The 18517-nt window shown below is 73.3% G+C and carries 11 protein-coding genes and 1 pseudogene; 9 read left to right on the plus strand and 3 right to left on the minus strand.

What is annotated here, in order from left to right:
• Positions 1–43 precede the first annotated feature (43 nt).
• Positions 44–2491 carry a SpoIIE family protein phosphatase gene (locus tag ABZ098_RS28710; RefSeq protein ID WP_356595947.1) on the minus strand — a complete coding sequence of 816 codons (2448 nt, stop codon included), beginning with the start codon at positions 2489–2491 and terminating at the stop codon, positions 44–46.
• A gap of 195 nt (positions 2492–2686) precedes the next feature.
• Between ABZ098_RS28710 and lanKC the strand changes: the two genes are divergently transcribed.
• The 4 genes from lanKC (at position 2687) to ABZ098_RS28730 (ending at position 9513) form a co-directional block, all read left to right on the plus strand.
• Positions 2687–5329, plus strand: a complete 2643-nt coding sequence (gene lanKC / locus ABZ098_RS28715) for a class III lanthionine synthetase LanKC (RefSeq protein ID WP_356595949.1) — start codon at positions 2687–2689, stop codon at positions 5327–5329.
• A gap of 59 nt (positions 5330–5388) precedes the next feature.
• Complete coding sequence (locus ABZ098_RS28720; protein WP_020117173.1) at positions 5389–5505, plus strand: SapB/AmfS family lanthipeptide; 117 nt, start codon at positions 5389–5391, stop codon at positions 5503–5505.
• 88 nt (positions 5506–5593) lie between these two features.
• A complete protein-coding gene (locus tag ABZ098_RS28725; RefSeq protein WP_356595951.1) occupies positions 5594–7315 on the plus strand; it encodes an ABC transporter ATP-binding protein in 1722 nt (573 codons plus the stop codon).
• A complete protein-coding gene (locus ABZ098_RS28730) occupies positions 7312–9513 on the plus strand; it encodes an ABC transporter ATP-binding protein (RefSeq protein WP_356595953.1) in 2202 nt (733 codons plus the stop codon). Before ABZ098_RS28725 ends, ABZ098_RS28730 begins: the two co-directional genes overlap by 4 nt.
• On the opposite strand, the pseudogene ABZ098_RS28735 reads toward ABZ098_RS28730, so the two are convergent.
• A pseudogene (locus tag ABZ098_RS28735) lies at positions 9436–10410 on the minus strand (response regulator transcription factor); the annotation flags it as partial. The gene ABZ098_RS28730 and the pseudogene ABZ098_RS28735 sit on opposite strands and share 78 nt — an antisense overlap.
• On the opposite strand from ABZ098_RS28735, the gene ABZ098_RS28740 reads away from it, so the two are divergent.
• The gene (locus ABZ098_RS28740; protein ID WP_356595955.1) at positions 10300–12444 is read left to right on the plus strand and encodes a SpoIIE family protein phosphatase; all 2145 of its coding nucleotides are present in this window, start codon (positions 10300–10302) and stop codon (positions 12442–12444) included. The pseudogene ABZ098_RS28735 and the gene ABZ098_RS28740 sit on opposite strands and share 111 nt — an antisense overlap.
• Positions 12445–12634: 190 nt before the next feature.
• On the opposite strand, the gene ABZ098_RS28745 is transcribed toward ABZ098_RS28740, so the two are convergent.
• On the minus strand, positions 12635–14050 hold the full coding sequence (locus tag ABZ098_RS28745) for a S1 family peptidase (protein WP_356595957.1): 1416 nt from the start codon (positions 14048–14050) through the stop codon (positions 12635–12637).
• A gap of 192 nt (positions 14051–14242) precedes the next feature.
• Here ABZ098_RS28745 and ABZ098_RS28750 point away from each other — a divergent pair, with 192 nt between their 5' ends.
• The 4 genes from ABZ098_RS28750 (at position 14243) to ABZ098_RS28765 (ending at position 18516) form a co-directional block, all read left to right on the plus strand.
• Positions 14243–14656, plus strand: coding sequence for a PaaI family thioesterase (locus ABZ098_RS28750; RefSeq protein ID WP_356595959.1), 414 nt, complete (start codon positions 14243–14245; stop codon positions 14654–14656).
• 450 nt (positions 14657–15106) lie between these two features.
• Positions 15107–15322: a hypothetical protein gene (locus ABZ098_RS28755; RefSeq protein WP_020134776.1), complete on the plus strand. Its 216-nt coding sequence runs from the start codon at positions 15107–15109 to the stop codon at positions 15320–15322.
• A gap of 168 nt (positions 15323–15490) precedes the next feature.
• Positions 15491–16297 (plus strand): HlyD family efflux transporter periplasmic adaptor subunit, encoded by an 807-nt coding sequence (locus ABZ098_RS28760; protein ID WP_356595961.1) that lies wholly within the window; start codon positions 15491–15493, stop codon positions 16295–16297.
• Complete coding sequence (locus ABZ098_RS28765; RefSeq protein ID WP_356595963.1) at positions 16294–18516, plus strand: NHLP family bacteriocin export ABC transporter peptidase/permease/ATPase subunit; 2223 nt, start codon at positions 16294–16296, stop codon at positions 18514–18516. The genes ABZ098_RS28760 and ABZ098_RS28765 overlap by 4 nt, the downstream gene beginning before the upstream one ends.
• Position 18517 lies beyond the last annotated feature (1 nt).

The raw sequence follows: 18517 nt of genomic DNA on the forward strand, positions 1-18517 counted from the left end.
CGTACCTCCTGCTGCGGGGATGGTCCGCTCCGGGTACCCCTCCTCAGGCGTCCAGTGCGATCTCGCTCCACACCTGTTTGCCGCCGCTGACGGGGACGCTGCCCCAGGCCGCCGACACGGCCTCGACCAGGAGGATGCCGCGCCCTCCGGTGGCCTCCCAGCCGATGCTGGTGGGTTTGGCGGGGGTGCGGGGCGAGGCGTCGGCGACGGAGACGCGCAGCCGCCGGCCGACGAGGGTGAGGTCGAGGCGGACCTGGCCGCCGGTGTGCACGAGGGCGTTGGTGACGAGCTCGGAGACGACGAGCAGGGCGGTGTCCATGGCGTCCTCGGGGACGCCCCACACGCGCAGGGTGCGCCGGGTGAAGCGGCGGGCGTGCCGGGCGGCTTCCGGGACCCGCCAGACGGTCCAGGTCTCCCGCAGCGGGTGGGCGGCCATGCCGTCGTAGCGCAGCAGGAGCAGGGCGACGTCGTCGCTGCGGCGGGCGCCGCCGAGCAGGACGTCCGCGACGAGTCCGAGGTGGGCGGGGTCGGCGGCGGCCACCCCGTGGGCGAAGCGGTCCATGCCCGTGTCGATGTCGGCCTCGGTGGACTCGACGAGACCGTCGGTGGTCAGGGCGACCAGGGTGCCGGGCCGCAGTCGGAGCGGGGTCATCGGGAAGTCGGCCTGGGCGACCACGCCGAGCGGGGGGCCGCCGTCGGCCTCCGCGATCTCCGTGGTGCCGTCGGGGTGGCGCAGCACCGGCGGCAGGTGTCCGGCGCGGACGCACCAGGCGGTGCCCTCCTCCAGGTCGAGGTCCACGTAGGTGCAGGTGGCGAAGAGGTCGGTCTCCAGGTCCATGAGGAGCCGGTTGGCGTGGGCGACGACGACGTCCGGGGGGTGGCCCTCGACGGCGTAGGCGCGCAGGGCGGTGCGCATCTGGCCCATGAGGGTCGCGGCGGCGGCACTGTGGCCCTGGACGTCGCCGATGACCAGGGCGACCCGGTTGTCGGGCAGCGGGATCACGTCGTACCAGTCGCCGCCGAGCTCCAGCCCGGCGGTGCTGGGCAGATAGCGGGCGACGGCGACCGCGCCGGGCAGTTTGGGCAGGCGGCGGGGCAGGAGCTGGCGCTGGAGCATGCCGACGAGTTCGTGTTCGGCGTCGAGGGCGTGGGCGCGCATCAGGGCCTGTCCCGCGAGGCCGGCGGAGGCGGTGAGCAGGGCGCGTTCGTCGGGGTCGAAGTGGTGCGGGGTGTCCCAGCCGATGAGGCAGGCGCCGGCCATGCGGCCCGCGGCGGGCAGCGGCAGGACGGCGAGGCCGCCGGGGCCGACGTCGGCGAGGGCGGGTTCGAGGACGGTCCCGGCGGGCCAGATCTGGGCGCGGCCCTCCCGCAGGGCGGTGGCCAGGGTGGGCATGGCCCGTACGGGTGCCTCGGGCCACTCGCTGCGCCACTCCAGGCGCCACAGCTCGGGCCAGGACTCCGGTTCGGGCGGGTCGAGGACGGTCACGACGAGCCGGTCGTTCTCCAGCTCGGCGAGGGCGATGCGGTCGGCCCTGAGGGGGGCGCGGAGGGCGGAGACGACGGCCTGGCTGACGTCGCGGACGGTGCCCGCCATGGCGAGGGCGGCGGCCAGGCGCTGGACGCGGGCCACGTCGGTGACGTCGGAGCGCAGGGTGGAGGCGTCGGCGACGGTGCCCACGAGCCGGGCCGGAAGGCCCTCGTCGCCGGCCAGCATGCGGCCGCGCAGCCTGAGCCACTTGGGCGGTCCCGAGTGCTGGAGGACGCGGAACTCGAGCTCACGGTCGCCGATGGACGTGTGACCGGCCTCGAACAGGGACATCAGCGAGGGCAGGTCCTCGGGGACGGTCAGGCCGAGGAGGGTCTCGATCTTGCCGTCGAAGGCGGCCCGGCTCATGCCGAACAGCTCCAGGAGTCCGTCGCCGACCTCGACCCGGCCGGTGTCCATGGCGAGGCTGAAGGCGTGGGAGCTCGGTTCCGTGCTCTCGGGGGCGGCCACGGGGGCGGGGCAGACGATCGCGTCGGCGACCAGTTCGAGGCACTTGCGGTCCTCGTCGTCGAAACCGTGCGGGTCCTCGCTGACGGCCACGAGACAGGCCCGGCCGTCGTCGCCGTGCGCGGGCAGCGCGGCCAGGTGGAAGTCCCGTCGGGCCACCCGGCGGGACTCGGCGCCCGTGGCGAGCTCCTCCGGGCCGAGGAAGACCGGCCGGCCCGAGCGGTGCGCGTCGGCGGGCGGGGAGCCGCCGGAGCCCGGATAGCTGTCGCGCAACCCGTACACCGTCCGGGGGACGCCGGCCGACTCGACGAGGCACAGCAGGTCCCCGTCCTCGCGGGGCGTGTACACGGCGGCGAAGGTCGCTCCGGTGAAGACGAGCGCCTGTTCGAGGACGCGGCGCAGCCTTTCCGGCGATTCGGGACCGTCCGTGAGCGACGTCAGGGCATTTTCGACACGCAGCGTTCCCGTTCTGCGTCCCGCAGCGCCCTCACTCACCACGTTCGCCATTACAGCGCTAATACGGCACCTGCGCAGCCCCTGTGAGCGTTCGGCGGAGCGGCCGCCGCGGCGGTGCTCGAAACCTCTCGAACAATTCTTGACGCATGCGTTTCGCACGGTGATCTCGTGACAGCCGTGACTGTCCGTGGCCACCGCCCCGCTGGAAGGCTCTGTGGTGGGCCAAGGAGGGGACGCATGGACAAGCGCTACGAGGTGTACGCGCTCGCCGACAGACACTTCTACGAGACGCCCGACCGGATCTCCGCCGGCGAGGCACCCGTCTACGAGACGGCGCGCCGCGCGGTGCCGGCCGGCTGGGACGCGGCGCGCATCGGCGACTGGCTGACGCTGACGCCGCTGGGCACGGACGGCAAGCCGGCGCCGGGCCCCTCGCAGGGCTGGAAGATCCACGCCTCGGCCACCCGGGCGAACGCGGACAAGATCGCCTCGATCGTGTGGGACTACTGCGTGCCCCGGCGCATCTCGTTCAAGTTCGTGCCGGGCCCGCACCTGCTGCACCTGCGCAACACCAAGTACGCGGCCCGCGACACCAGCGGCAAGTTCGTCACGATCTACCCGGCCGACGAGGAGCAGCTGCACGACGTGCTCCGTGAGCTCGGCAAGCTCCTGGAGGGCTTCGAGGGGCCGTACATCCTCACCGACCTGCGCTGGCACGAGGGCCCGCTCTACGTGCGCTACGGCGCGTTCGCGCGGACCTTCGTCGTCGACGACCGGGGCTCGCTGGTGCCGGCCGTGCGGGACGGCGAGGGCAAGCTGGTGCCGGACCGGCGGGCACCCTCCTTCCAGGTGCCCGAGTGGGTGACGCTGCCCGCCTTCCTGGAGCCCCATCTGGAGGCCCGCAACACCACGACGGTCGGGGAGCTGCCGTACAAGATCGAGAAGGCGCTGCACTTCTCCAACGGCGGCGGGGTCTACACCGGCACCGACACCCGCGACGGGCGCAAGGTCGTCCTGAAGGAGGGCCGGCCGCACGCGGGACTGGCCGCCGACGGGGCGGACGCCATCGCCCGCCTCGAGCGGGAGAAGGACGCCCTGGAGCAGGTGGCGGGGACGGGTGTGGCGCCGGAGGTCCGTGACTGGTTCACCCTCGGCGACCACCGGTTCCTCGTCATGGACTTCCTGGAGGGGCGCCCGCTCAACTCGTTCTTCGCCGAACGGCATCCGCTGCTCACCCCCGACCCCGACCCGAAGGCCGTGGCCGACTACACCGCGTGGGCGGTGCGCATCCACGGGGCGGTGGAGCGGGCGGTGGAGGCGGTGCACGCACGCGGGATCGTCTTCAACGACCTCCATGTCTTCAACATCATGGTCGGCCCCGACGAGGAGTCGGTCTCCCTGCTCGACTTCGAGGCGGCCGCACCGGTCGAGGAGAACGGCCGCCAGGTCGTCGCCCACCCCGGCTTCTTCGCCCCGCCGGACCGCAAGGGCATCGACGTCGACCGCTACGCCCTGGCCTGTCTGCGGATCGCCCTGTTCCTGCCGGTGACCACGCTGTTCGTGGTCGACCGGGGGAAGGCGGCCCATCTCGCCGAGGTGATCCGACGTCAGTTCCCGGACGTGCCCAAGGAGTTCCTTGACGAGGCGGTCGCGGAGATCACCCGGGACATCGCCACGGACACCGGCGGGCGCACGGCCCCGAAGGCGGCGCCGACCTTCGTCGAACCCGGCGACTGGCCCTACAGCCGCGACTCCATGGTCAAGGCGCTCCTCGCCTCGGCCACCCCGGAGCGCGAGGACCGGCTCTTCCCCGGCGACATCACGCAGTTCAACGACGGCGGCGGCCTCGGACTCGCGCACGGCGCGGCCGGAGTCCTGTACGCGCTGGACGCGGTCGGCGCGGAGCGGTACGAGGAGGGCGAGCGCTGGCTGCTGGCCCGCACCGCGCCCCCGGCGACGGGCACACCGCTCGGGCTCTACGACGGTCTCGCGGGCGTCGCCCATGTCCTGGACCGGCTCGGCCACCGGCAGCGCGCCCTCGACCTGGTCGAGCGCGTCCTGGCCGAACGCTGGCAGAACCTCTCCGCCGACCTGCACGGCGGCCTGGCCGGCCTCGGCCTGGTCCTCGGCGAACTGGCCCGCACCACGGGCGAGTCGGAGCTGCGGGAGCGCGCCGCCGAGGCCGCCGACGTCCTCGTACGACGACTCGCGCAGCCCCTCGCGGACACCCCCAAGCGGCGCCGGGCCGGGCTGCTGAAAGGGTGGACCGGACCCGCGCTCTTCCTGCTGCGGCAGTACGAACACACCGGTGAACCCCTGCTGTTGCGGGCGGCCGAGGTGGCGTTGCGCAGGGACCTGGAGTGCTGCGTGACGCACCCGGGCGGCTCCCTCGAGGTCGACGAGGGCTGGCGGACGCTGCCCTACCTCGGGGAGGGAAGCGCCGGCATCGGGATGGTGCTGGACGACTACCTCGCCCAAGGCGCGGACACCGAGGGCGAGTTCGAGCGGGCGCGGGCCGGGGTGCTGACCGCCGCCACCAGCCGCTTCTACGTCCAGCCCGGTCTCTTCCAGGGCCGTGCCGGGATGATCCTGCACCTCGCGCGCACGGACACGCCCGGCGCGACCCGCGAGCGGCTGGCCGAACAGATCGACGGGCTCGGCTGGTTCTCGATGGACTACCAGGGTCAACTGGCCTTCCCCGGCCACCAGATGATGCGGCTGTCGATGGACCTGGGCACCGGAACGGCAGGGTGCCTGCTCGCGCTCGGCGCGGCCCAGGAGGTCCGAGGGGCGCACGCGGCCCCCGACGCCCCGACCACGGCCCACCTGCCGTTCCTGCCGCCGCTCCGGCGGCCCCCCATACGCGGTTCCGCGACCTGACGGAGCCGTGACCCAACCCCGTCCCCACGGGTGGACGACACCGAGGAAAGGAAACCGAGATGGCACTTCTCGACCTGCAGACGATGGAGTCCGACGAGCACACCGGCGGCGGCGGCAACAGCACCCTGAGCCTGCTGTCCTGCGTCAGCGCCGCGAGCGTCACGCTCTGTCTCTGACAGGAATAGTGCGCCCATGACTCCGGGCGGTCCACTCCCGCGAGGGAGGGACCGCCCGGGGTTCTGCACACCGTGGGAAGGCCGCCGTATGACGACTCGCACCTCGCCGCCGGCCACGCACGGCCTCCTGGGTCCGGCCCCCGCCCGCTGTGTGGTCCTGGGCCTGGTGAGCACGGCGGCCACCGGCGCCGGACTGCTGCTGCCCGCGGCTCTCGGCCGCACCCTGGACCTGCTGCTCGCGCGGGAACCGGCGGCCCGCTGGGTCCTGTGCTGCGCCGCGCTGATCCTCCTCGTCGCCCTGCTCGACGCGGCCGAGACCGTTCTCGGCGGCACCCTCGACGCCCGCACCACCGCCTGGCTGCGCCGCCGTCTCACCGGGCACGTCCTGGCCGTCGGCCCACGCGCCACCGCCCGCTTCGGACCCGGAGAGCTCGTCGCCCGCCTCGTCGGCAACGCCGCCCAGGCCGGCACCGCACCGACCGCCCGTGCCGCCCTGCTCGCCGCGCTCGCCGGACCGGTCGGCGCCGTCGTGGCCCTCGGTCTCATCTCCCCCTGGCTCGCGGCCGTGTTCCTGGCCGGAGCGCCGGTGCTCGCCCTGCTGCTGCGCGCCTTCGCCCGGGACACCCGGGAGTGCGTGACGCGCTACCAGGAGGTGCAGGGGCGGATGGCGCAGGCCCTCTCGGAGGCCGTCGGCGGACACCGCACCATCCGGGCCGCGGGAACGGAGGACCGCGAGACGGCCCGCATCCTGCGCCCGCTGCCCGAGCTGTCCGAGGCCGGACACCGCATGTGGCGCGTGCAGGGCCGGGCCTCGGGCCAGTCCGTCGCCGTGGCCCCGCTGCTCCAGCTGGCCGTCGTCGCCGTGGCCGGGTTCCTGCTCGCCCGGCACCACGTCACGGTGGGCGAGGTCCTCGCCGCCTCCCGGTACGCGGTCCTCGCGACCGGCGTCGGCGTCCTGGTGGGCCAGCTCGCCGGCCTCGCCCACGCCCGGGCGGCGGCCGGACGTCTGGGCGAGGTCCTCGCGGAGCCCCCCGTCGAGCACGGCGAACGCGGGCTGCCGCCCGGCCCCGGGCGGCTGGAACTGCGGGGCGTCACCGCCCGGCGCGGGGCACGGACCGTGCTCGGCGGGGTCGACCTCGTCGTACCGGGCGGGACGACCCTCGCGGTGGTGGGCCGGTCGGGTGCCGGCAAGTCGCTGCTCGCCGCGGTCGCCGGCCGACTCGCCGACCCGGACGCCGGGGAGGTCCTGCTCGACGGGGTGCCGCTGCGCGAGCTCACCCACGACGCACTGCGCCGTTCGGTCGGCTACGCCTTCGAACGCCCCGCCCTGCTCGGCGGGACCGTCGAGGAGGAGATCGGCCTCGCCCTCCCGTCCCCCTCCCCCGCCCGCGTCCGGGAGGCCGCCCGGACCGCCCACGCGGACGACTTCGTGCGCCGGCTGCCCCACGGTTACGACACCCTCGTCGCCGACGCGCCACGCTCCGGCGGGGAGTCCCAACGGCTCGGTCTCGCCCGGGCGTTCGCCCACGGCGGCCGCCTGCTCATCCTCGACGACGCCCTCTCCAGCCTCGACACGGTCACCGAGGCGCGCATCGCCGGGGCCCTGGTGAGCGGCGGGACGGGCGGCACGCGTCTGCTCGTCGCCCACCGCACCGCCACGGCGGCCCGCGCGGACGCGGTGGCCTGGCTGGACGGCGGGCGGGTACGGGCGGTGGGGCCGCACGAGGAGCTGTGGCGGCTGGCGGAGTACCGGGAGGTGTTCGGGGGCGCGGCGGACGGCGCGGACGCGCCGGACGGGGGGCGGTCATGAGCGGGGGCCTCGCACCGGACGGCGTCTACGGCCGCGGCCTGCGCTTCCTGCGGGCCCGGTGGCGGGTGATCGTCCGCCTGGGCGGGTGGTCGGTGCTGGAGACCGCGCAGACCTTCCTCACCGGGTACGCGCCCGCGCGTGCCCTGGACGATGGGTTTCTGGCCGGGCGGCCGGGCGTCGGACTCGGGTGGCTCGGGGTGGCCGGGATCGGGGTGCTCGTCGGCGCGTTCGGGACGGTGCGGGTGTACGCCGCCGTCGCCGCGTTGGTCGAGCCGCTCCGGGACCTGCTGGTCGGGCGGGTGGTGGAGCGCGGCGTGCGGGAGGCGGACGCGGGGGCGCTGTCCGGGCTGACCCAGCAGGTCGAGATCGCGCGGGACACGTTCGCCGGGCTGGTGATGGTGTCGCGCTCCTTCGTGTTCACCGCGGTCGGCGCGGCCGTCGGACTGGCCTCCCTCGATCCGCTGCTCCTGCTGGTCGTGGGGCCGCCGCTCGCCGCCGGACTGGGTCTGTTCGCGGCCACCCTGCGGCCGTTGGCCCGCCGCCAGGAGGACTTCCTCGTCGCCGACGAGGCGCTGGCCGACGGTCTCGGCAGGGTCTGCCCCGGGCTGCGGGACATCACTGCGGCCGGTGCGGAGGACCGGGTCGCCGCCGACACGGGCCGACTCGTCGACACCGAGCAGCGGGCCGCGTACTCCCTCGCCCGCTGGTCCGTCCTGCGCGTGGCCTCCCTCGCCCTCGGCGGGCAGCTCCCGATCGTCCTCCTCCTCGCCTGCGCGCCCTGGCTCCTGGCTCGCGGCGTCACCACGGGCGCCCTCGTCGGCGCCCTCGCCTACGTCACCCAGTCCCTGCTCCCCGCCCTGCGCAACCTGGTCCACGGCCTGGGCACGAGCGGCTCCCGACTGGTGGTGGTCCTACGGCGACTGGTCCGCGAGCCGGTCGCGGAGGGGGTGGCCGTCCGGAGAGCATCACAGGACGCGGACCCTCCGGCCGACCGCACCGGCACGACCGCCCCGGACGGCGGCAGCCACCCCAGGGCCGCCGCCACCCCGACTCCGACGAAGCCGGACGGCTCCGCCGAGCACACCCACGCCACCGACCCGGTCGGCGACAGCCACCCCGCGGTCCATGACATCGCCCTCGCCGCACACCCGACGGAGCCGGACGCCCCCGCCCACGACACCGGTGACGACCGCACCCCGGCCACGCTCCCTGACCGCACTGCCCGGCCGGGCCACCGCCTCGCCCCGCGCACCCCGGCACGGGCCACGCACGACGACTGCCGCACCTCCCGCACCGCGTCCCACAGCACGGACCGGGCCACCGCCCTCCGCCTCACCGCCGTCTCCTTCGCCTACGGCCCCGCCGCCACCCCCGTCGTCGACCGCCTCGACCTCGCCGTCCCGTCCGGCGCCCACCTGGCCGTCGTAGGCCCCAGTGGGATCGGGAAGTCCACGCTCACCGCACTGATCGCGGGGCTCCTCCGCCCCACCGACGGCAGCATCAGGCTGTGCGGGCACCCCGTGCCCTCCCCCGCCGCGGCCGCGCTGCGCGTGCTCATTCCGCAGGAGGCGTACGTCCACACCGGCACCCTCGCCGAGAACCTCGGGCATCTGAGGGCGGACCCGGTGCCCGAGCCCGAGCTGCTCGCGGCAGCCCAGGCGGTCGGACTCACCCCGCTGCTGGAAGCCCTCGGCGGAGTCGGGGCGAGCGTCGACCCGGCCGCGCTGTCCGCAGGTGAGCGGCAGCTCGTCGCGCTGACCCGGGCCTATCTGTCGTATGCCCCCCTCGTCCTGCTCGACGAGGCCACCTGCCATCTGGACCCGCAGGCGGAGGAGCGCGCCGAGCGGGCCTTCGCGAACCGGCCGGGCACCACGCTGGTGGTCGTCGCCCACCGGATCAGCTCGGCCCGCCGCGCCGACCGCGTGCTGCTGATGGACGGCCCGCGCACGGCGTACGGCACGCACGACGAGCTGGTGCGCGACTCACCGGCGTACCGCGAACTCGTGGGCGGCTGGATGGGTGTGGCCCCCGGGCGCTCAGAGCCAGCCCTGCCCCTGCGAGATCCGGATCGCGTCGATGCGGTTGCGGGCCCCGGTCTTGCGGGTGATCGCGGCCATGTAGTTGCGCACAGTCCCGTGGGACAGGCACAGGCTCCCCGCGATCTCCGCGATGGAGGCCCCCTCGGCCGCGAGGGATAACACGCTCAGCTCCCGTCTGGTCAGCGGCATCTCCGCGGCCTGGAGGAAGCCGAAGCCCAGCGAGTCGTCGACGAAACGTTTCCCCTCGGCGACCCGGCGGATTCCGCGCACGAGCTGCTCCGGCGCCGCCCCCTCCTTGTCGACGTAGCCGAGCGCCCCCGCCTCGACGGCCCGCTTCAGCAGCCCGGGCCGGTTGGCGCTGGCCAGCACGAGAAGGCGCGGCGGACGCCGGTCCGGCTCGCGCAGGGATAACTCCCCCAGCGGCGGGATGCCGTACGCGTCCGAGCATTCGAGGTCGGCCGCGCAGACGTCGGGACGCACGGTCCGCAGACGACCGGGCGCGGTCTGCCACGGGGTGTCGAACACCCCGAAATCGGGTTCCCGGCGGAGCCACTCCGCCAGGGCCGATCTCACCAGACACGCGTCGTGCACCAGAAGCACCCGGATCACTGCTCGTCCCCCTCGATTCGCCCTACTCGGTTCCGTGGCATGAACGCGTGCCCCATTGTTCGGGTCCCGGACCGCCCTCGGGAACGAAGAATTGGCCATCAGGGTGCGCGGGGGCGCACGAGCGGCGCCCGTGTGCCATGCCGCGCTTCGACTGGGGGGGCATGGTCCGGGGCCGAGGGGGTACACGGCCGTCCTCGCCGTCGTGAGGGCACCCGTGTGCCCGCACACGGGAAGGCTCGCCGTGCGGGACACGCCGTGAGGGTGGAGATTTGATCCCTGGGGGCCCGGCACGCGACAGCGGCCCGCGCTCCTTCCGGCCCACACCTGTGCGAGGAGGTGGTCGGCGTGTCCGACGGGCGTACGTCCCCGGCGCCGACGAGCGCCCGGACCCGGGTGGGACGGCCGCTGCTCTCCCTCGCGCTGGCGTCGATGATGGACGAGGTGCATGCCCACTCCGGCGCGGTGTATCTCATGGCCGCCGACGAACCCGTGCTGGAGATGGCGGTGATGGCGGGCCTGCCGCGGGCGTTCGCGGCGCCCTGGGAACGGGTGGGCCTGAGCGCGCCCATCCCGGTGGCGGAGGCGGCACGGGAGCGGCGGCTGGTGTGGGTGGGCGGCGAGCACGAGATGGCGCGCCGCTATCCGCGGATCGCCGTGGTGCTGCCGTACCCCTTCGCGCTGGCCGCGGTGCCGGTGGCGACCGCGTCCAAGGTGTACGGCTCGGTGTTCGTGACCTGGCCCGGTTCGCACCCCCCGGACCTGTCCGACCGGGAGCGGGACCATCTGAGCGCGGCCTGCGGGCGGCTCGCGGTGCGGCTGGAGCGGGCTGTGGAGGACAGCGTGTCGCCGCACGCCGAACCGGATCTGCTGGCCGCGGCCCAGGTCGGGAGCGCGGCCGGGACGCTGGGCACGGTGGAGGCGGCACGGATGGTGGCGAGGCTGCCGTACGGACTGTGCTCGCTCGATCTGCACGGGCGGATCTCGTTCGCCAACGCGGCGGCGGCCGAGCTGATCGGCGTCCCGGTCTCCCGGCTGCTGGGCTCGCAACTGTGGGCGGCGGTTCCCTGGCTCAACGACCCGGTCTACGAGGACCGTTACCGGGCCGCGCTGCTCAGCCAGCACAGCACGTCGTTCGTGGCGCTGCGGCCGCCCGGGGACTGGCTGTCGTTCCGGCTGTACCCGAGCACGACCGGGCTCAGCGTCCGGGTGAGCCGGGCCCGGGCGGTGGCCGAGATGAACCGGGCCGGTCCGCGGCCCGGGGACTCGCCCTCCCGGCTGGTCACGATCTCGCAGGTGCTGAGTCTGGCCGGGGCTCTGACTGAGGCGGTGGGCGTGCAGGACGTGGTGCAGCTCGTGGCCGACGAGATCGCCCCGGCGGCGGGGAGCCAGGCCCTGGTCGTGCTCGGGTCGCGGGCGGGACGGCTGCACGTGCTCGGGCACCGCGGCTATCCGGACGCGCGGGTCGTGGAGCGGTTCGACGGGCTGCCGCTGGCCGAACCGACGCCGGGCACCCATGCCCTGACCACCGGGGTGCCCGCGTTCTTCGAGTCCCGCGAGCAGTTGGAGCGCCTGTATCCCAGGCGCCAGGCCACCCCCGACGGGTTCGCGGCCTGGGCCTATCTCCCGCTGATCGCCTCCGGGCGCCCGGTGGGCACCTGTGTGCTGGCCTACGCCGAACGGCATCCCTTCCCCGCGGACGAGCGGGCGGTGCTGACGAGTCTGGGCGGGCTGATCGCGCAGGCCCTGGAGCGGGCCGTCCTGTACGACGCCAAGCACCAGTTGGCGCACGGTCTCCAGGCGGCCCTCCTCCCGCACACCCTGCCGTCGCTGCCCGGCATCGACGCGGCGGCCCGCTATCTGCCGGCCACTCAGGGCATGGACATCGGCGGTGACTTCTACGACCTGGTGCCGGTGGGCGGGCCGGCGGCCGCCGTGATCGGGGACGTGCAGGGCCACAACGTGACGGCGGCCGGGCTGATGGGGCAGCTCAGGACGGCCGTACGGGCGTACACGACCGTCGGTCAGACGCCCGAGCAGGTCATGCGCTCGACCAACCGGCTGCTGATCGACCTCGGCTCCGACCTGTTCGCCAGCTGTCTGTATCTGCGGCTCGATCCGGAGCGGGGGCGGGCGGTCATGGCCCGGGCGGGGCATCCGCCGCCACTGTTGCGGCGGCCGGACGGCCGGGTGCGGGTGCTGGACCTGGCCGGGGGCCCGCTGCTGGGCATCGACGGCTCGGCGGGCTATCCGACGACGGAGGTGGATCTCGCGCCCGGTTCCGTCCTCGCCCTGTACACGGACGGTCTGATCGAGTCCCCGGGCGTCGACATCGAGGACGCGCTGGCCGAGCTGGGACGACAGCTCGCCGAGGCCGGTGACCGTCCGCTCGACGAACTGGCCGACGAACTCGTGCGGCGCAGCGCGGCCGCGCGGGAGCGGGTCGACGACGTGGCGCTGCTTCTGCTGCGGGCGGACGGCTGAGCCCGACCCGCGGTGCGCGGCGAGGACACGCCGGTCCGGCCCTCCCGCCGGAGGGCCGGACCGTTGCACTTCCCGGGCCGGAACCGCGGTGTGGCCGGGAGGTGGTCGAAAGGCCTGCGTCGGCAGCGGAGGGTGTGGGGGGACCGCTGCCGACGCGGCCGGTTCAAGGTGTGGTGCGTGACCTACGGGGTCAGTTGTGCGACTGGTCCGCGGCGTCGCCGGCGCCGTTGCCCGCGTCCTGGCCGTTGCCGGCCTCTTCGCCGCCGATCACGTCACCGCCGGCCTCCTCGCCGCCGACCTCCTGACCGGCGCCGGCCTCCTCACCGGGGCTCGCGGTGGCGTCGCCACCGGCTCCGGCCTCCTCGCCCGCGCCGGCTCCGGCGTCGCCACCGGCGCCCGCCTCTTCGCCGGCACCTGCACCCGCACCCGCCTCTTCGCCGGCACCTGCACCCGCGCCGGCCTCTTCGCCGCCCGCCGCGTCACCCGCGCCGAGCGTGGCGCCGACCGCCTGGAGGGCGGTGGTGACCGGCTGGAAGAAGGTCTCGCCGCCTGCGGTGCAGTCGCCGCTGCCGCCGGAGGTCAGGCCGATCGCGGAGCCGTCCTGGGTGAACAGCGAGCCGCCGCTGTCGCCGGGCTCGGCGCAGACGTTGGTCTGGATGAGCCCGGTGACGGTGCCCTCGGGGTAGTTCACGGTGGCGTCCAGTCCGAGGACCTGGCCGTCGGCGAGGCCGGTGGTGGAGCCCATCCGGAAGACCTGGAGGCCGACCTCGGCGTCCGCGGCCTGGTTGATGGCGACGGTCTGGCCGCCGCCGACGTTGACCTCGCTGGGCGCCTGGGTCGCCGGGTCGTCGTACTTGACCAGGGCGAAGTCGCCGTCACCGGGGAAGGTTGCCTGGTCGACGGTGGCGATCGGCTGGCCGCCCTCGGCGTCCGACCACTGCTCGGCCGCGACCCCGCAGTGACCGGCGGTCAGGAAGGCGGGGCTGCCGTCGCCCGCGGTGACGTTGAAGCCGAGCGAGCAGCGGGCGCCGCCGGCGAAGATGGCGTCACCGCCGGACACGAAGGTCTTGAAGGTGCCGGCCGACTTCTTCACGGTGGCCATGTCGGAGCCGAGGCTCTTCACGGTCGACTCGAGGGTGTTCCACTTGGCGCCGGTGACCGTGCTGTCGGCGGTCACGAGGATCTTGTTGGTACGCGGGTCGACGGCCCAGGCGGTGCCCGGGATGGTCGCCTCCTCCTTCAGCGTCTTCGCGCCGGCCGCCAGTTCGGGGAGGCTGTTCTCGACCTCGCGGACCTTCGCGCCGGCCTTCTTCGCCTGCACGACGACGTTGTTGTCGTCGCCGGATATGACGTTCACGACGAGCTGGCCGCTGTCGGAGTCGTAGTAGGACCCGGCGAAGGCGTCGCCCAGCAACTGCTCCAGCTGCGAGGCGAGGTCCGAGGCGTCCGACGCCTTCAGAGTCTTCGGCGCGATGGCCGCCGCGTCGTTCGACGAGCCGTCCTGGGACGCGTTGGCGTTGGGCAGCAGAATCGCGGCCGCTCCGAGCGCCACCACGGTGCCTGCCGCAAACGCGGCCTTGCGCTTCGGAATTCGCTTGTGACTCAAACTTCTCGACCTCCTGGGGGGACCGGAGTCTTGTGACCGCCGTGCGGCAGTCGGTTGTTCTGGGCGCCTGGATGGCCATGGGTACGCACGGTGTCCCCGGGGCGTTCAATGCCGTTTCTTTACGCGCCGATTGCCACGCCGATTCGGCCACGGCCCGTGCCGGGCGGCCCGCGGGCGGGAACAATCCCCCATATGACGATGACGACCGCCGAAGCCGACAAGATCCTCGCCGACAACTTCGCCCCCTGGGTCCTCGACCTCGCGCTGCGCGTCGAGTCGCTCGGCGACGACCATGCAGTCCTGCGTCTGCCCTGGTCACAGCGGTTGGCCCGGGAGGGTGGCGCACTGTCGGGCCAGGCCCTGATGGCCGCCGCCGACACCGCGACCGTGATCGCCGTCTCGGCGGCCCGGGGTGCCTACGGGCCGATGACGACGGTGCAGCAGTCCACGAGCTTCCAGCGGGCGGTGACCGGTTCGGATGTCCTGATCAAGGCGGTCGTCACCAAACTGGGCCGCCGCACGGCGTTCGCCGACATCACGATGACCGACTCCGCGACGAGTGAGCTCGCGGCCCGGGCGAGCACGGTCTACGCCCTTCTGGGCTGACACGCTCAGCAAGCGCTCGGCGACGGTCCGTTGTGAACTCCGCCCCGAATCCTCTCTCCAGCAAACCTGCACATCGAATGCGCAACCAGGTCACGGGGAGCGGGAGTTCTGCACAAGCGCGGACCGGCGCCCATGTCATTGGCGAGGTGTGTCGCATTCGCCGCGGCGACGGCAAGGGCCCCTTCGAGCCGCCGCGACATCACATGTGAAGAAGTCGGCACCACAGCGTGCGCAAGCCTGCACGGATCGAGGCTTCTGTGACTCAAGTGCCCTGGTGAGAGGGGTGGTTAATTGGAAGGGCGGAGCGGCGGCGTGCTTTGATCCATCGCACCGCAGGGCCGTCGGGGCTCCCGGAAACGGGATCCGGCGCTGTGCGAGTGCGGCCGTCATCTGTCCCCAGAGGGGGCCGCTCCCCCCTTGTGAAATACCCATACGAAGGGAAGTTCCATCATGAACTCCACCCCCCAGGTTGAGACCGTCGAGATCTCGGACGCCGACCTCGACAACGTCTCCGGCGGCCTGCAGCTGAACGCCCTCGGCACCGTCACCAGCCTGGTGGACGGCGTCGCCCCGGTTTCCGGCCTGGTCAACACGGCCGTCGGTACCGTCGAGGGTGTGACCGGCCTGAACACCGCCCCGGTCACCGGCCTGGTCGCCGGCCTCTGATCACACTTCGTGATCTGATCACTCTTCTGTGGTCGACCCGTCCCGGAGCCGCAAACCGGCGGTTCCGGGACTCTTGGGTGCCGTAATCCGGCCGGCTCGCGCGAGCCGGTCCTTTGTCATTGGCAGCATGCGTAGCATTCGCACGCTTTCGCAGGTGAGGGAAGACCCGTGCAGTTCCGCCAACAGGCCCTCGCCAAGCTCCAGTCGCCGGAGGAGCTCGACCTTCCGGTGCGCTTCGCCCGTCCGCAGGGCTGGCTGGTGATGTCCGTGACGGTGGTCGTGATGGCCGCCGCGTCCGTGTGGGCGGTGACCGGCTCGGTGGCCTCCACGGTGAGCGCGCCCGCCATCCTCACGCACGGACAGGGCAGTTACATCCTGCAGAGCCCGGTCGCGGGCCAGGTCACCCAGGTGATCGCCGAGGAGGGCGAGCAGCTGCCGGCCAACTCCCCCGTGCTGAAGGTCCGTACGGCCGACGGCGACACCGTCGTCCGCACGGTCGCGGCGGGCCGGGTCACCACGCTGGCGGCCACCATCGGCCAGATCATCTCGACCGGCGCGAACGTCGCCGCCGTGGAGAAGGTCGCCCACGCCTCCGATCCGCTGTACGCCACGGTGTACGTGCCCGCCGAGAACGCGGCCTCCATACCGGACGACGCGGCCGTGGACCTGACCGTCTCCTCGGTGCCCACCCAGGAGTACGGCGTGCTGCGCGGCCATGTGAAGTCGGTGGACCGCTCGGCCCAGTCGGCGCAGCAGATCGCCGCGTACCTCGGGGACGGCCAGCTCGGCGAGCAGTTCACCAAGGACGGCCGTCCGGTCGCCGTACTCGTGAAGCTGGACAAGTCGAAGGGCACGAAGAGCGGTTACAAGTGGTCGTCCGCGGACGGACCGCCTTTCGCCCTCACCTCCATGACCGTGGCCTCGGGTTCGATCCGGCTGGCCGATCAGCGTCCCGTCGATTGGCTGTTGCCGTGAGCACCGCACAGGACACCCGGAGCAGACGCCGCTCCGCCCCGCCCAAGCGCCCGGTCCCCAAGGGGAGGGCGAAGACGGTCCGTACGCCCACCGTCCTCCAGATGGAGGCCGTGGAGTGCGGTGCCGCCTCCCTCGCCATGGTCCTCGGCCACTACGGCAAGCACGTCCCGCTGGAGGAGCTGCGCATCGCCTGCGGTGTCTCCCGCGACGGCTCGCGCGCCAGCAACCTCCTGAAGGCGGCCCGCAGTTACGGCCTGACCGCCAAGGGCATGCAGATGGACACGGCCGCGCTCGCGGAGGTGAAGACGCCGGCCGTGCTGTTCTGGGAGTTCAACCACTACGTCGTCTACGACGGCATGGGCCGCCGCTTCGGCCGCCGCGGCGTCTACATCAACGACCCCGGCAAAGGCCGCCGTTTCGTCCCGATGGAGGACTTCGACGGCAGCTTCACCGGTGTCGTGCTGGTGATGGAGCCCGGCGAGGGCTTCACCAAGGGCGGCCGCAAGCCCGGTGTGCTGGGCGCGATGCCGGCCCGGCTGCGCGGCACCGCGGGCACCATGCCGACGGCGGTCCTGGCGAGCCTGCTGCTGGTCCTGGTCGGCGCGGCCACCCCTGCGCTCTCCCGCACCTATATCGACATGTTCCTGATCGGCGGCCAGACCTCGCTGCTCGGCGTGCTGTTCGCGTCGATGGGGGCCTGCGTCGCCCTCACCCTGGCCCTGACCTGGCTCCAGCAGGCGAACCTGCTGCACGGCCGGATCATCTCCTCGACCCTGTCCAGCGCCCGCTTCCTGCGCCACCTGCTGCGGCTGCCGGTGACGTTCTTCTCCCAGCGCAGTCCGGCCGACCTGGTCCAGCGCCTCCAGTCCAACGACCAGGTCGCCGAGACCCTGGCCCGTGACCTCGCGGCGGCGGGCGTGGACGCGGTGGTCGTCGTCCTGTACGCGATCCTCCTCTACACCTACGACCCCCAGCTCACCTATGTCGGCATCGGCGTGGCCCTGCTGAACGTGGTCGCCATGCGGATCGTGATCCGGCTGCGCGCCACCCGCACCGCGAAACTGCGCGCGGACAGCGCCCGGCTCACCAACACCGCCTACACCGGCCTCCAGTTGATCGAGACGATGAAGGCGACCGGCGGCGAGGACGGTTACTTCCGCAAGTGGGCCGGTCAGCACGCCACCACGCTGGAGGAGCAGCAGAAGCTCGGGGTGCCGAGTGCCTGGCTGGGTGTGGTCGCCCCGATGCTGGCCACCTTCAACAGCGCCCTCATCCTGTGGATCGGCGGCATGCGGGCCATCGAGGGCGGTATCTCCGTCGGTCTGCTGGTCGCCTTCCAGGCCCTGGTCACCCGCTTCACCGCGCCGATCACCCGCCTCAACGGCGTGGCGGGGCGCATCCAGGACTTCGCGGCCGACGTGGCCCGCCTGAAGGACGTGGAGAACTTCAAGGCCGACCCGCTGTACGGCCGTCCCGGCGCAGGCGACTCGACGCGCCGACTGCACGGCCATGTCGAGCTCCAGAACATCACCTTCGGCTACAACCCGCTCGACAAGCCCCTGCTCACCGGCTTCGACCTGACCGTGGGCCCGGGCCAGCAGGTGGCGCTGGTCGGCGGCTCCGGCAGCGGCAAGTCGACCGTCTCCCGGCTGATCTCGGGCCTGTACGCCCCCTGGGAGGGTGTGATCCGCATCGACGGCCGACGCCTGGACGACATCCCGCGCGGCGCGCTCGCCTCCTCGGTGTCCTTCGTCGACCAGGACGTCTTCCTCTTCGAGGGCTCGGTCCGCGACAACGTGGCGCTGTGGGACCCGTCCATCCCGGACGAGGCCGTGGTGGACGCGCTGCGCGACGCGGCCCTGTACGACGTGGTCGTGCGGCGGCCCGGTGGCATCCACAGCAGGGTCGAGCAGGACGGCCGCAACTTCTCCGGCGGTCAGCGCCAACGCCTGGAGATCGCGCGGGCGTTGGTGCGCCGGCCCAGCATCCTGGTCCTCGACGAGGTGACCAGCGCGCTGGACGCGGAGACCGAGCAGATCGTCATGGACAACCTGCGCAAGCGCGGCTGCGCCTGTGTGGTGATCGCGCACCGGCTCAGCACCGTGCGCGACAGCGACGAGATCGTCGTACTGCAGCACGGCACGATCGTGGAGCGCGGGCGGCACGAGGAACTGGTGGCGCGCGGCGGCGCGTACGCGGCCCTGGTCAAGGAACGGTGAG

It is taken from the genome of Streptomyces sp. NPDC006335 (assembly GCF_040612795.1).
Lineage (GTDB): Bacteria > Actinomycetota > Actinomycetes > Streptomycetales > Streptomycetaceae > Streptomyces.